General features: G+C 38.2%; 14 protein-coding genes. 1 reads left to right on the plus strand and 13 read right to left on the minus strand.

The window, feature by feature from the left end; translation table 11 throughout:
* Nucleotides 1-14 precede the first annotated feature (14 nt).
* The 6 genes from gpmI to BME96_RS13320 all read right to left on the minus strand — a co-directional run bounded on the left by gpmI (nt 15) and on the right by BME96_RS13320 (nt 6,153).
* A complete protein-coding gene (gene gpmI / locus BME96_RS13295) occupies nt 15-1,553 on the minus strand; it encodes a 2,3-bisphosphoglycerate-independent phosphoglycerate mutase (RefSeq protein WP_071649293.1) in 1,539 nt (512 codons plus the stop codon).
* The gene (gene tpiA, locus BME96_RS13300) at nt 1,550-2,308 is read right to left on the minus strand and encodes a triose-phosphate isomerase (RefSeq protein ID WP_071649294.1); all 759 of its coding nucleotides are present in this window, start codon (nt 2,306-2,308) and stop codon (nt 1,550-1,552) included. The genes gpmI and tpiA overlap by 4 nt, the downstream gene beginning before the upstream one ends.
* Nucleotides 2,309-2,330: 22 nt before the next feature.
* Complete coding sequence (locus BME96_RS13305) at nt 2,331-3,512, minus strand: phosphoglycerate kinase (protein ID WP_071649295.1); 1,182 nt, start codon at nt 3,510-3,512, stop codon at nt 2,331-2,333.
* A gap of 174 nt (nt 3,513-3,686) precedes the next feature.
* Nucleotides 3,687-4,694: a type I glyceraldehyde-3-phosphate dehydrogenase gene (gap, locus tag BME96_RS13310; RefSeq protein ID WP_019377632.1), complete on the minus strand. Its 1,008-nt coding sequence runs from the start codon at nt 4,692-4,694 to the stop codon at nt 3,687-3,689.
* Nucleotides 4,695-4,742: 48 nt separating this feature from the next.
* Nucleotides 4,743-5,762: a sugar-binding transcriptional regulator gene (locus tag BME96_RS13315; protein WP_060678530.1), complete on the minus strand. Its 1,020-nt coding sequence runs from the start codon at nt 5,760-5,762 to the stop codon at nt 4,743-4,745.
* A gap of 142 nt (nt 5,763-5,904) precedes the next feature.
* Entirely contained in the window at nt 5,905-6,153 is a 249-nt protein-coding gene (locus BME96_RS13320) for a glutaredoxin family protein (protein WP_019377634.1), read from the minus strand.
* A 208-nt stretch (nt 6,154-6,361) separates the two neighbouring features.
* Here BME96_RS13320 and BME96_RS13325 point away from each other — a divergent pair, with 208 nt between their 5' ends.
* On the plus strand, nt 6,362-6,751 hold the full coding sequence (locus BME96_RS13325) for a reverse transcriptase-like protein (protein WP_071649296.1): 390 nt from the start codon (nt 6,362-6,364) through the stop codon (nt 6,749-6,751).
* Between the two features lie 233 nt (nt 6,752-6,984).
* Here BME96_RS13325 and BME96_RS13330 read toward each other — a convergent pair whose 3' ends face one another.
* The 7 genes from BME96_RS13330 to BME96_RS13360 all read right to left on the minus strand — a co-directional run bounded on the left by BME96_RS13330 (nt 6,985) and on the right by BME96_RS13360 (nt 13,887).
* Nucleotides 6,985-8,514 (minus strand): solute symporter family protein, encoded by a 1,530-nt coding sequence (locus BME96_RS13330; RefSeq protein WP_071649297.1) that lies wholly within the window; start codon nt 8,512-8,514, stop codon nt 6,985-6,987.
* Entirely contained in the window at nt 8,511-8,867 is a 357-nt protein-coding gene (locus tag BME96_RS13335; protein WP_071649298.1) for a DUF485 domain-containing protein, read from the minus strand. Before BME96_RS13335 ends, BME96_RS13330 begins: the two co-directional genes overlap by 4 nt.
* A gap of 325 nt (nt 8,868-9,192) precedes the next feature.
* Entirely contained in the window at nt 9,193-10,476 is a 1,284-nt protein-coding gene (locus tag BME96_RS13340) for a GntP family permease (RefSeq protein WP_019377638.1), read from the minus strand.
* Nucleotides 10,477-10,503: 27 nt separating this feature from the next.
* Entirely contained in the window at nt 10,504-11,682 is a 1,179-nt protein-coding gene (locus tag BME96_RS13345) for a thiolase family protein (RefSeq protein WP_071649299.1), read from the minus strand.
* Nucleotides 11,683-11,701: 19 nt separating this feature from the next.
* Nucleotides 11,702-12,478, minus strand: coding sequence for a 3-hydroxybutyrate dehydrogenase (locus BME96_RS13350; protein WP_071649300.1), 777 nt, complete (start codon nt 12,476-12,478; stop codon nt 11,702-11,704).
* Between the two features lie 16 nt (nt 12,479-12,494).
* Complete coding sequence (locus BME96_RS13355) at nt 12,495-13,169, minus strand: 3-oxoacid CoA-transferase subunit B (protein ID WP_071649301.1); 675 nt, start codon at nt 13,167-13,169, stop codon at nt 12,495-12,497.
* A 22-nt stretch (nt 13,170-13,191) separates the two neighbouring features.
* Complete coding sequence (locus BME96_RS13360) at nt 13,192-13,887, minus strand: CoA transferase subunit A (protein WP_019377642.1); 696 nt, start codon at nt 13,885-13,887, stop codon at nt 13,192-13,194.
* Between the last annotated feature and the right edge of the window lie 146 nt (nt 13,888-14,033).

Raw genomic sequence — 14,033 nt, forward strand, 5'->3', positions numbered from 1 at the left:
CTTATATGATCAATTTATTTTTTAATTAATGATGTTCCTGTCATTTCATCCGGTTTCTCAATACCTAAAAGATCAAGTAATGTTGGCGATAGATCTGCAAGAATTCCACCATCACGTAACTCAACATCTTCTCTTGTTACAATAACCGGTACTGGATTAACTGTATGAGCTGTCATAGGATCTCCTTCAAGTGTTACAACTTCATCTGAGTTTCCATGGTCAGCAGTAATAATAGCACTACCTCCAAGTGAGGTAATTTTATCTATGATTTTGCCCAGACATTCATCTACAGCTTCGATAGCCTTAATTGTGGGTTCAAGTTTACCTGAATGTCCAACCATATCCGGATTGGCAAAATTTAAAATGATCGCATTTTGTTTACCACCATCCAACTCTTTAAGCAATGCATCAGTTACTTCATATGCACTCATTTCAGGCTTTAGATCGTAAGTAGCTACCTTTGGTGAATTTATAAGAATCCTTTTTTCACCAGGGAACTCTGCTTCTCTTCCACCACTCATAAAGAAAGTGACGTGTGGATATTTTTCCGTTTCAGCAATCCGTAACTGGTTAAGGTTGTTTTGGGATAAAACCTCTCCAACTGTATTATCCAAGTTAACAGGCTCATATGCTACATAGCCATCGACTGTCTCACTGAAATTAGTTAACATAACAAAGTCTAAATTCTTTGGTACATGTTCTCCCCGATCAAAATCATGGAAATCCTCATTCGCAAAGGTGCGAGAAATCTGAATCGCACGATCAGGTCGGAAATTATAAAAGATGATAGAGTCTTCATCTTGAACTTTGCCTACAGGCTCACCATCCTCATCAGTGATAACTGAAGGAATTACGAATTCATCATAAATGCCGTTTTTATATGAGTCGTTGATCACTTCATATGGATCGGAATAGGAAGGTCCTTCACCATAAACCATTGCATCATACGCCTTCTTCACCCGATCCCAACGTTTGTCACGGTCCATGGAATAATATCGGCCTGAAATGGTGGCTAGTTTGCCAACACCCAATTCTTTCATTTTATCTTCTGTTTGTTTAATATATTTCTCTGCTGTTTGTGGCCCGACGTCTCGTCCATCCAAGAAAGCATGTACATATACTTTTTCTAATTCGCATTCTTTAGCCAATTTCAATAGTGCAAATAAATGATTGATGTGACTGTGAACCCCACCGTCGGATAATAATCCAAATATATGCAAGGCTTTATCATTCTCTTTAGCATGATTAATTGATTTTAAAAACGCTTCTTTTTCAAAGAAGTCGCCTTCTTTAATCGATAAGTTGACGCGGGTTAAGCTTTGATAAACGATCCTACCAGCACCAATATTCAAGTGACCCACTTCTGAATTCCCCATTTGACCTTCGGGTAGTCCAACAGCTTCACCACTTGCTGTCAGTTGATTGTGTGGATACTGTTCCCAAAGGCGATCAAGATTAGGCGTATTGGCTTGTTTTACAGCATTACCACTTACTTCGTCTCGCAAGCCTAGCCCGTCAAGAATAATTAAAGCCGCCAATTTATTTTCCGTCATTTCGCACCAGCCTCCACAAGCTGTAAAAAGGAATCAGCTTCTAAACTAGCTCCACCGACCAAAGCTCCATCAATATCAGATTGGCTAAGTAACTCATCGATATTTGCTGGTTTTACGCTGCCTCCATATTGAATAATAACTTTTTCTGCAATTTCTTCAGATGTAACTTTCTTAATCACATTTCGAATATGGGTACATACTTCATTAGCTTCTTCACTGGAAGCTGTTTTACCAGTACCTATTGCCCAAATAGGCTCATAAGCAATAATTGTCTCGGCAATTTGCTGTTCAGATAAACCTTTTAACGCTTCCTTTACTTGTCCTTCTACGTGATTCATTGTCTCATTAGCTTCACGCTGTTCTAATGTTTCTCCAACACACACAATAGGAATGAGACCATGGTTAAAAGCAGCATGAGTCTTTTTATTCACTGTTTCGTCGGTTTCAGCGAAATACTCTCGACGCTCTGAATGACCAAGAATAACATGAGTTACTCCCAGGTCCTTTAACATTAGCGGACTAACTTCTCCTGTAAAGGCTCCATTCTCCTCGAAATGCATATTTTGTGCAGCTACCTTAACATTTGACCCTTCAGTTTGTTTAATCAATGTAGACAAAAAAGGGTATGGTGGGCAAACAATCATTTCGACTTTATTACTGTTTGGCGCTTTTTTTACTACTTCATCCATAAAGCCTTTTGCTTCTGACATTACTTTATTCATCTTCCAATTACCTGCAATAACTGTTTTTCTCATTTTCACCTCTCCTTTACGTCATTTATTTATTATCAAGTGCTTCTACTCCTGGCAGGGCTCTTCCTTCCATAAATTCTAAAGAAGCCCCTCCCCCTGTAGAAACATGATCCATTGCTTGTGCAAAACCAAATTGCTCCACAGCAGCTGCAGAATCTCCGCCTCCAATTACTGTATAGCCTTCTGTTTTTGCAAGAGCCTCAGCCACTTCTCGAGTACCACCAGCAAAGGCCTCCATTTCAAATACACCCATTGGTCCGTTCCAAATAACCAGCTTGGACTCTGCAATTATTTTTCTGTATAATTCTCTCGTTTTTGGTCCAATATCCAGTGCTTCCCAATCAGAAGGGATTTTGTCAATGTCCACTGTTTGGGTGTTTGCACTCTCAGAAAAATCATCAGCCACTATTGCATCCTCGGGTAAAACCAGATTGACACCTTTGTCGCTAGCTTTAGCAATAAAGTCTTTTGCCAAATCTATTTTATCTTCCTCTAACAAAGATTTACCAATTTCGAATCCTTTTGCTTTAATAAAAGTATAGGCGAGCCCTCCACCAATAATTAAATTATCCACCTTATCAAGTAAATTATTAATTACATTGATTTTGTCTTTTACTTTTGCTCCGCCAATAATTGCTGTAAATGGTCTAGCAGGATTTTCCAGCGCTTTGCCAAGTACTTCAATTTCTTTTTGCATTAAATAGCCTGCTGCTGAAGGCAATTTCTCCGCAACACCTGTTGTAGATGCATGAGCACGGTGGGCAGCTCCAAACGCATCATTAACATATACATCAGCCATATCAGCAAATGCTTGAGACAAACTTGGGTCGTTTTTTTCCTCACCTGGCTCAAAACGAACATTTTCAATTAACACAATATCTCCATCACTTACCTGAGAAATTGCTTCATTAACCTCTTTGCCATAAACGGCATCTGTTTTCACTATTTCTTTACCAATCAAATCGCTTAATCGTTTTGCTACAGGATCAAGTCTTAACCCTTCTACAACTTCACCTTTTGGTCTACCAAGATGACTTGCGAGGATTACAATAGCTCCTTGTTCGGAAAGGTAATTAATTGTAGGTAATGCAGCCTTAATTCTAGTATCATCAGTAACTTCTCCATTTTTCATTGGAACATTAAAATCTACACGACAGAAAACTTTTTTACCCTTTACATTAAATTCCTCTAATGTTTTTTTGTTCATTATTACACCCTCCTAGATCATCTCTATGTATTCGTATTTCATTATAGGTTTTCCCCTAAAATACGTTCATTAACCATTATAATCGATTAAGAGTGTGAACGCTCGTATTGTGTAAATCGGTTCACAGGAAAGCAAAAATGGAAGAGGATCAGCTCCTCCTCCATTATTTTTCACTTATAGTCCTTGCTTTTTTAAGAATGCAGCTAAATCAACACAACGTGAAGAATAGCCCATTTCGTTATCATACCAAGAGATAACTTTCACCATATTGTCTTCAAGAACCATTGTTGATAGACCATCTACAATAGAAGAATGCGTGTTACCAACAATATCTGTTGATACAAGTGGCTCTTCGCTATATTGCATAATTCCTTTTAAATCTCCATTTGCTGCTTCTTTTAATGCTTCGTTAACGTCTTCTGCTGTAACATTTTTATCTAGTTCAGCAACAAGATCCACAAGTGAACCATCTGGTGTTGGAACACGTACAGCCATACCATTTAACTTACCGTTAAGCTCTGGTAAAACTTTTCCAACCGCTTTAGCAGCACCTGTTGTTGTTGGAATAATGTTCTGTGCTGCAGCACGTGCACGGCGATAATCCTTATGTGGTAAATCAAGAATTTGCTGATCATTTGTATAGGAATGGATAGTAGTCATTAAACCACGTTTGATTCCAAATTTATCATGCAAAACCTTTGCATAAGGAGCTAAACAGTTTGTAGTACATGATGCGTTTGAAATGATGTTATGCTTCGCAGGGTCATATTCACTATCATTCACACCCATTACTAGAGTTAAATCTTCATTTTTACCAGGAGCCGAGATAACTACTTTTTTCGCTCCAGCATCGATATGCTTCTGGGCATCTTCTCCATTAGTGAATCGGCCTGTGGATTCAATTACTACTTCTACTCCAAGATCACCCCACCCAAGATTTGCAGGGTCACGTTCTGATAAAACTGTTATTTCTTTTCCACCTACAACTAGGTTAGAACCATTTACAGTAATTTCTTCTTCCAATTGCCCGTGAACGGAATCATATTTTAAAAGGTGTGCCAGCATATTAGCATCTGTAAGGTCATTTACTGCCACTACTTCCACTTCATCATTTTTAAGAGACTGACGAAAAACGTTACGTCCAATTCTTCCAAAACCATTAATTCCTACTTTTACTGCCATGATAATTCCTCCTAAGAAATAAATTTTATATAAAAAGGGAAGCTCCCCCTAAATATCTAGAATTTCTTTTGCTGCTGCTTCATCTGTAATTAATAAATTACTTTTTCCTTGTTTAAAATACGACGCGATGGCTTTGCCTTTAGACTTTCCTCCAGCTATCGTAATTACATTTTCCACCGTTTGTAAATCATCCAACTGTATGCCCGCTGTACGTACTTTGTGTACGACATTTCCTTCAGCATCAAAGTAATATCCAAACGCTTCACTGATTGCCTTATTTTTAATGAGCACTGCGGAAACAGCTTCGGTTGTTTTACGGCGATCAGCCATTGTCATTGCATCACCTATCCCATGCAACACAATGTTAGCTCCCTTAATCTGGGCTAATATATCACTTACAGATGGTTCATTAATAATTGAATTATAAGCTGATTCACTTAATGGATCTGGAACATATAGCAGGCGATACTCCCCTTTTGACTTTCCAGCCATTTCTGCAACAATTGTGTTTGCCTGATTTTCTACTTTTTCCCCAATGCCTCCGCGTGCAGGAACGAAGATATAATCTGGATCTTTACGTAAAGGATGCATAACTTGAGCAACTGCAGCCATTGTTGTGCCTCCTGTTACAGCAATCGTACTTTGATTCTTTAAAATCTCTTTTAGATAAGAGACACAAGCTTTACCCATTTCTTGTTTTACCCAGTCATATTGATCACTATTTCCGGGAAGAATAAGGATATTACCTACATTTAATTTATCCTTCAATTGGCTTTCCAAAACATGTAGACCTTTTAACTCACTAATAAAGCCAGCCATGCGCTCTAAAAGTAACTTACCCTCTTTTGAAATAAACATTCCCCTTGAGGTAATCTGGACAAGGCCTTGTTTTTGCAGGAAATCTATTTCACTACGTACACCACGCTCAGTGAGACCTGTGTTCTCGGCTAGGGTACGTCTTCCAACTGGTTGGAATAAATCTACACTGTTTAGGACGGAGTACCTTTGTTCCATAACATCCAGAAGATCAGGCAAAAGTAACTTTTGTAATTCAATAAGTTCTCTCATTAAAGTCTCCTTCTCTCTGGTCTATTTTTGTCCCGGATGGTTATATTATGTCCCAAAGTGAGTAAAAAAAACAAAATCTTTGATTACAATGTTAATTATAGCATAGATAGATATAGTTACAAATAATATGCAGGGGAAAATCTTATTCCCTTGCATATTTCTTTATTGCTTCTTCAAGAGAATCAATATTAACTTCTTCACAATCCAACGTGATATCATTTATTTTAACAAAAGGGATTAATAATTGATATCGTTCCAGCCACTCATCATTTGTATAAATATCCCGTTCTTCTATTTCAAAAGGGTAATCATGTTGAAGCATATGCAATAATGCCATAGCATCATCACAAAGGGAGCAAACTTCTTTTGTGTAAAAAATGACTTTTAACATTGACATTATACTCCTTCTGTACTTTAATCAGCAAAGTTTTCTTTTCAGTTTATTTTGCCACATTTAAACTTTTCTGTCACTAGAATTGAAATTTTTAGTTAAAGTAGTTTTCTTCGACTTATTTTTTTAAAAACAACATGATTCTTTACTACTAAGATCTTTCTTCTTAATATAATAAAAGTAAAGGTAATGGAAGGGTGAGCGGATAATGATACTAGTTTATACAGATGGAGCTGCAAAAGGAGATCCTGGTAATAGTGGGGCCGGAATATTTATTAAAGCTGGGGACAACCATTTTACGTATTCGATTCCTTTAGGTATATTATCAAACCATGAGGCTGAATTCCATGCAGTGCTTCAAGCTTTAAAGATATGCAGGAAGGAGTTCCCTGAATCTATTTTATCTTTTCGATCGGATTCCAAAATTGTCGTTGACACAATTGAAAAAGATTATACTAAAAATACTATCTATCGTTCTCTTCTCGAACAAATTAAGGAGGAAGCAAAACACTTCCCCCACTTTTTCATTAAATGGATACCGGAGAAACAAAACGCAAATGCTGACAATTTGGCTAGACAAGCCCTTTATCTAGAATGAGCTATACTTAATCAATGTTAACTATCCATCAACATTTTTTAAAAGTAATATAGAGGTTGGGAGATAACTAAATAGCACTATTCTAAAGACGAACATTCTAGAGTCTGGGAGCCCCTTTCCGGAAATACGCTTCGCTAATTTTTTCAAAAAGAAATCCGAACCACGATTCATTAGTAGTACGAATCGGTTCGGATTTTCAATGTATAATTTTTTGTCCAAGCCTCTTCTATTTTCTATTCTCTGAAGCCTGTATTTGCTTTCACCTTTACTTCTGCATACCTTTTCATATCTGTTGTTTTTGACAATACTGTTCCAACATATCCTCCAATAAAGCCCAGAGGAACAGATATAATAGCTGGATTAGTTAATGGGAATAGTGGTTCACCGACAAAAATTGCGGCACCTTCCACAGGCGAAAATACGTTTGGACTCATGGAAACAAGAATAAGAGCTGAAATTAACCCGAATGCCATGGCACTTAGTGCTCCCGTTGTATTAAAACGCTTCCAATATATAGTGTAGAGAATAACTGGCAGATTCGCACTTGCTGCCACACAAAATGCCAGTGACACAAGAAAAGCTACGTTCATTGTCTGCGCAAACAATGCAAGCAAAATAGAAAAAACCGAAACCCCTAATGATGCATAACGGGCTGCAAGCATTTGCTGCCTGTCTGACACATGTCCTTTTTTAATAATTTGTCCATAAATGTCATGAGCAAATGCTGAAGCTCCCGATAGGACAAGCCCTGCCACTACCGCCAGTATTGTAGCAAATGCTACAGCAGAAACAAAAGACATGAGAAAATCTCCACCGAGAGCCTTTGCCAATAATGGGGCAGCCATATTTCCAGCCGGGTTCGCTTCTGTAATAATTTCGTTCCCCACGAAAGCTGCTGCACCAAAGCCTAAGAATATTGTAAGCACATAGAAGATACCAACAATCCATGTTGCAGTTACTACAGAGCTTCTTGCAGTCTTGGCGTCCTTTACTGTAAAAAAGCGCATGAGAATATGTGGCAGTCCAGCAGTACCTAAAACTAAAGCAAGCATTAAAGATATAGTATCCATTGGATCTGTGTATTTTAACCCTGGATTGAGATAATCTCCACCGTGGCTTGTAACTGTTTTCATTTCACTAAACATATACAATAAATTAAAATTAAATTTAGCTAATACCAGAACTGCTATAATCAATGTACCAATCATAAGAAGAACAGCCTTTATAATTTGTACCCAGCTTGTAGCAGTCATACCTCCAAACAGGACATAAATAGTCATCATCACACCAACTATAAGAACAGCAATCCAATAGTCTATTCCGAATAATAATTGTATAAGTGCACCTGCTCCAACTAACTGAGCAATCATATAAAATATAACAATAGTTATGGTACTTAAAGCTGCCATCCCTCGTACTTTCTTTGCATCAAATCGAGCATTTATCATATCAGCAAGCGTATATTTACCTAGATTCCTCAATGGTTCTGCAACTAAAAACATAACGACCAGGTAAGCAATTAAAAAACCAATACTATAGAAAAAACCATCGAATCCATAAAGAGCGATAGCACCGGCTATCCCAAGAAAAGAAGCTGCTGACAAATAATCCCCGGAGATTGCCAAGCCATTCTGCCAGCCTGTGAGACCTCCACCTGCTGTATAAAAATCTCCTGTTGTTTGTGTCCGCTTAGCTGCAAAATATGTAATTACTAATGTTGCGATTACAATAATTAAAAAGAGAGTAATAACAGTCAAGTTCACTTCGTATTTCCTCCTTCATTAAGTTGCTCATCAATAATTCTCTCTGACTGCTTATCGAAAGAAGCGGACTTTTTCACATATACAATGCAAAGTACCCAAGTCATGACAAACTGCGCAAAGGCAAATATCCATGCCCAAGAAATCTCTCCTACTGCAGGTGAATTAAGTATGGTTGAATAGGAAGTTAAAACCGGAAGAGCAAAATAAAACACAAGAAAAAAGACTGTTAAAGGAATAATAAATTTTTTCCTTTCCAGAATAAGTTTCTTAAAAGACCTACTTGCAGCAACACGCTCATATACTGTTGAGCTTTGTACATTGTCCTCACTTTTGATACCGCTTTCAAAATTCATTTACATCCTCCTTCATTTGTGAACTAAATCTACTTTATTGCATAATTTTCAATAGTTTAATAATATACAAATAGTATTGAAAATTCAATATAATTTAATTGAAGTTTAAAAATTGAGACGAAAGTCACGTATAAATAAAAAGGCCTGGAACATAATTAAATAGTTAATTGTAAAGACCAACATTTAAAAAGGTGGGTCCTGCTCGAAAAAAAAGAAATCCGAACCAAGATTCAATAGTATTACGAATTGGTTCGGATTTTCATTGTATAAAAGATTAGTGTCACAGCCTCTTTTAATTTAAGCTATAACACAGACAATTGTTAGTTTAATATATTCCAAGAGAAGCAAATAAAATGGCAATTACAACCGCAATAACCGGAATTAGCACGGCAACTACAAATATATCTTTATAGCTGTCTTTGTGAGACATACCCGTTATTGTAAGCAAAGTTAATACTGCACCATTATGTGGAAGCGCATCCAATCCACCGGAAGAAAGAGAAGCTATTCTGTGAAATGCTTCAGGTGAAATCCCACTATTCATAGCTATCTCGTAATATTTTGAACCAAGTGCTTCCAATGCGATACCCATACCGCCGGATGCTGAACCTGTTGCTCCCGCTAGTATATTAACTGCAACCGCCTCTGATATAAGAGGGTTTCCTTTTATCCCCATTAAGATTTCTGTTAATTTTTCAAACCCGGGGACCACTTTTACTACTGTACCAAAGCCTACTGCTGCACTTGTATTAACAATTGCAGTCACAGATCCGATCGCCCCGCCATTAATTGCTGTAACAAACTTTTTAAATTTGTTTATATTTAATATCATGATTAATAGAATACCAGTTATTAAAGCAGTAATTATATCAAACTTAAACACATTCAATGTCACCAATACAGCCACTAACGGTAATATAGATAGCAAAAAAGCTGGAGCCCCAGTCTCTTTTTCCAGTACATTTTTATCTTCTGGTTCCGTGAAGGTTTCTCCATTTCTGGTTAATGTATTCTCCCTCCAGCGAAGATAAAAGTATCCACCACCAGCCATAATAACAGCGCCAATGATACCCATAACAGGAGCCGCCATGGGACCCGTTTTGAAATAATCCATAGGAATTAAGTTTTGAATTTGCGGAGTTCCAGGTATTGCTGTCATTGTAAAGGTAAAGGCGCCTAAAGCTACAGTAGGAGGGATTAGCCTTCTGCTAATGTTAGCTTCACGGAATAAAGATAGTGCTAATGGATATACCGCAAAAACGACTACGAATAGACTAACTCCCCCATAGGTGAGTACAGCTGCAGAAGCCAGAACACCAAGAATAGCACGTTTTGTGCCGATAATCTTGGTTAATGCAACTGCAACTGATCTGGCCATACCTGTATCCTCCATTAATTTACCAAATATAGCCCCTAGCATAAAAACAGGAAACCATGCCTTTGCAAAGGACACAAATCCTCCCATATATGTGTCTTTATATGCTTCAAGTATATCTAGCCCCCCAGTTAATGCTACGACACCAGCAGCTATCGGCGCTACCCAAATGATAGACCACCCTAAGTATGCTAATACCATTAAAACAAGTAAACCAAGTAAAATACCAAACATATATAAACCCCTCCCCTGAATCCTGTTTTAATTTACTTGAACAACCATCGCTATCCCTTGCCCTCCGCCAATACAGAGCGAAGCTACCCCATAGGTCAGATCTCGTCTTTTAAGTTCCTTACATAGCGAATAAAGCACTCTCGTACCACTAGCCCCAATAGGATGCCCCAAAGCAATAGCTCCTCCATTAACATTCACTTTACTGCGATCAAGCTCTAACTCTTTTTCCACTGCAAGATATTGAGAAGCAAATGCCTCATTAACCTCTATAAGATCCATATCCTCTATGGTCAAGTTTGCTCTTTTCAACGCTTGCTGTATTGCTGGAACTGGCCCTATCCCCATAATGGATGGATCAACACCAGCTATTCCCCAGGAAATAATTTTAGCCAAGGGTTTATGTTTTTTATTGGAAACATAATCCCCAGTAGCTATGATAAGTGCTCCTGCTCCATCATTAATTCCACTGGCATTTCCGCCTGTAACCGTTCCTTCTTTTTTAAAAGCTGATTTAAGCTTGGCAAGTTTCTCTGTTGTAGTGTCGTCACGAATATGCTCATCCGTATCAAGCTTTGTAGTTCCTTTTCTGGAAGTTATTTCAACTGGTACAATTTCCTCCATAAATTTCCCATCATCACGGGCTTTTGCAGCACGTTGATGACTAAGAGCTGCATATTCATCCTGTTCTTCCCTGCTAATCTTGTACTTGTCAGCAAGATTTTCAGCAGTAACACCCATGCCTGATCCGATATATTCGTCTGTTAATGAAGCCCAAAGCATATCATCAACTTGCGGAGCACTTAGTTTTGTACCAAATCTGGTCCCTCTAAGTGCATATGGAGCCAAACTCATACTTTCCACACCACCAGCTAACGCTACGTTAGCTTCACCGAGCATTAGTGATTGTGCTGCTGACACGACAGATTGCAGACCTGACCCACATAATCGATTTACCGTTAATGCGGGCTTTTCTACAGGTATACCGCTTTTTAAGGCTACATGTCTCGTTAGATAAGGCGCATTTTTAGCAGAATGAATGACATTACCCATTACTGTTAAATCTACTTCCTCTGGATTTACGCTACTCCTTTTAAATGCTTCCATGCTTGCTGTTACAGCCAAATCTGTAGGATCTACATCTTTAAGCATTCCACCAAATGTGCCAAAAGGAGTTCGCGCACCTTCTAAAATATATATATCCTTCATTTTATCCCTCTTTTCTTACTTATTGAGCTGTATAACCACCATCGATTACCACTGCTTGGCCTGTCACACCTTTTGCTTTATCACTTGCTAAGAACATAACATAGTCAGATATTTCTTTTACCTCCAACAGACGCTTTTGGGGAACTAGTGGATAAATGACCTCTTCTAGTACTTTTTCTAATGAAATATTCCTATTCTCAGCCAACCCTTCCAACTGGTTGCGCACCAATGGGGTGTCGACATATCCAGGACAGATAGCATTCACCGTAACTCCATCTGCAGCACCTTCAAGCGCCGCTACTTTTGTTAATCCAATCAATCCATGTTTTGCACTATTGTAAGCAGCTTTTCCTGCAAAACCGATAAGACCATTAATAGAGGCCATATTAATAATCCGACCATACCCTTGTTTTTTCATAATGGGAAATGCATGTTTAATTGCTGTAAATGGAGCGACCAGCATTATCTTAGTCATTAATTCAAATTTCTCTGTTGGAAAATCTTCAATAGAATCAACATGCTGCAAACCTGCATTATTAACAAGTACATCCAACCTTCCATACTTCTTTGTGGTTTGCTCAATCGCTGACTGAATTTCTTTTTCATTAGTTACATCACATGCTATACCAATACAAGAGTAACCTTCACTCTTTAGCCTATCAGCCACTTCCTCCACTTTTTCTTTATTAATGTCAGAAAATACAACTTTAGCGCCTTCCTTTGCAAAACCAACACCGATTTCATAGCCGATCCCACTAGCAGCACCTGTAATGAAAACAACTTTATTTTCCACCATTCTTCAGTACCTCCTTTTAATATGAAGCCAGTATGACATGTTCACCGATTTGCAGTTTTGCCTCTGTTGAAGCAACTATATCCTCAACAGTCCAACCATCAGCCACTTCCACAAGATGCAGGCCATCTTCTTTTACATCTATCACTGCACAATCAGTTATGATTCGATCCACCACCTGTTTACCAGTTAGTGGTAACTTACATTGATTAAGAATTTTTGGCTCTCCGTGTTTATTTACATGATCCATAATAACAACTATTTTCTTAGCACCATGAACAATATCCATGGCCCCGCCCATTCCTTTAATCATCTTTCCAGGGATCATCCAATTTGCCAAATCACCTGTTTCAGATACTTCCATTCCTCCAAGGATAGCCAAGTCTAAATGTTCGCCGCGTATCATGGCAAAAGATTCAGCATTGCTAAAATAAGAAGCTCCGGTAGCGGCTGTTACAGTTTCCTTTCCCGCATTGATTAAGTCAGGATCAACCTCATCTTGCAATGGAGATTTCCCGATTCCCAGCAGTCCATTTTCAGATTGAAGGACCATTTCCTTATTAGGCTGGATATAATTTGCTACCATTGTCGGCATACCAATACCCAAGTTGACGTAAAAACCATTCTTAATTTCCCTTTCAGCCCTACGTGCAATTCTTTCTCGAGTTGCTGCTTTATCGATTTGTTTTAACATTATCGTTACCCTCCTATTCGTTTTATGCTTCTTGCCTTAATGTCAAACGTTCTATTTTCTTTTCTTGTTTACCTTCGATTAGTCCTTGGACATAGATCCCCGGGGTATGAACATGATCCGGATCAATACTTCCTGCTTCAACTAGCTCTTCAACTTCAGCTATTGTTACTTTAGCTGCAGCTGCCATCATTGGATTGAAGTTACGTGCTGTTTTATTAAAAACAAGGTTTCCATGTGTATCTCCCTTAGTTGCTCTAACTAAGCTAAAATCGGCCTTTAAAGCAGTTTCCATCACATACTCTTTTCCATCAAATATGCGTACTTCCTTGCCATCTGCAATTGGTGTTCCTACTCCCGCCGGTGTATAAAAAGCAGGTATGCCAGCTCCACCAGCTCGTATTCTTTCTGCAAGCGTCCCTTGTGGATTTAGTTCCACTTCTAATTCTCCTGCTAATACTTGGCGTTCAAACTCTTTATTCTCCCCAACATAAGACCCAATCATTTTGTCTATTTGCTTATTTTTTAAGAGTAATCCAAGTCCCCAATCATCTACACCACAATTGTTAGAGATGACCGTGAGGTGTTTTACATTACTTTCCACAAGAGCGAGGATTAAGTTTTCAGGTATACCAACAAGCCCGAATCCTCCTACCATAATTGTGGATCCGTCATTAATATTTTGTATTGCTTCACTAAATGATGTATAAATTGTTTTCATTTTCTTCCACTCCTCTCACAATTAAATATGCAATAATCATGCCAACTTTTTCAAAGGAAAAAGCGCTTAGCAATGATTATAGTACAATAATTAAAATAAGCTCTTTTCCGGAAATTCGGAAAAAGAGCTTTGCGTTACTCTTATTT

Origin of the sequence: Virgibacillus halodenitrificans (assembly GCF_001878675.1) — a bacterium.
In the GTDB taxonomy this organism is placed as follows: Bacteria; Bacillota; Bacilli; order Bacillales; family Amphibacillaceae; genus Virgibacillus_Q; species Virgibacillus_Q halodenitrificans.

Excerpts from the sequence above, each read along its gene's own strand:
- BME96_RS13320 (WP_019377634.1), bottom strand. The coding sequence starts at position 6,153 with ATGTTAAAAGTCATTTTTTACACAAAAGAAGTTTGCTCCCTTTGTGAT.
- BME96_RS13345 (WP_071649299.1), bottom strand. The coding sequence starts at position 11,682 with ATGAAGGATATATATATTTTAGAAGGTGCGCGAACTCCTTTTGGCACA.
- gap (WP_019377632.1), bottom strand. The coding sequence starts at position 4,694 with ATGGCAGTAAAAGTAGGAATTAATGGTTTTGGAAGAATTGGACGTAAC.
- BME96_RS13355 (WP_071649301.1), bottom strand. The coding sequence starts at position 13,169 with ATGTTAAAACAAATCGATAAAGCAGCAACTCGAGAAAGAATTGCACGT.
- BME96_RS13325 (WP_071649296.1), top strand. The coding sequence starts at position 6,362 with ATGATACTAGTTTATACAGATGGAGCTGCAAAAGGAGATCCTGGTAAT.
- BME96_RS13305 (WP_071649295.1), bottom strand. The coding sequence starts at position 3,512 with ATGAACAAAAAAACATTAGAGGAATTTAATGTAAAGGGTAAAAAAGTT.
- gpmI (WP_071649293.1), bottom strand. The coding sequence starts at position 1,553 with ATGACGGAAAATAAATTGGCGGCTTTAATTATTCTTGACGGGCTAGGC.
- BME96_RS13340 (WP_019377638.1), bottom strand. The coding sequence starts at position 10,476 with ATGTTTGGTATTTTACTTGGTTTACTTGTTTTAATGGTATTAGCATAC.
- BME96_RS13335 (WP_071649298.1), bottom strand. The coding sequence starts at position 8,867 with ATGAATTTTGAAAGCGGTATCAAAAGTGAGGACAATGTACAAAGCTCA.
- BME96_RS13350 (WP_071649300.1), bottom strand. The coding sequence starts at position 12,478 with ATGGTGGAAAATAAAGTTGTTTTCATTACAGGTGCTGCTAGTGGGATC.
- tpiA (WP_071649294.1), bottom strand. The coding sequence starts at position 2,308 with ATGAGAAAAACAGTTATTGCAGGTAATTGGAAGATGAATAAAGTAATG.
- BME96_RS13360 (WP_019377642.1), bottom strand. The coding sequence starts at position 13,887 with ATGAAAACAATTTATACATCATTTAGTGAAGCAATACAAAATATTAAT.
- BME96_RS13315 (WP_060678530.1), bottom strand. The coding sequence starts at position 5,762 with ATGAGAGAACTTATTGAATTACAAAAGTTACTTTTGCCTGATCTTCTG.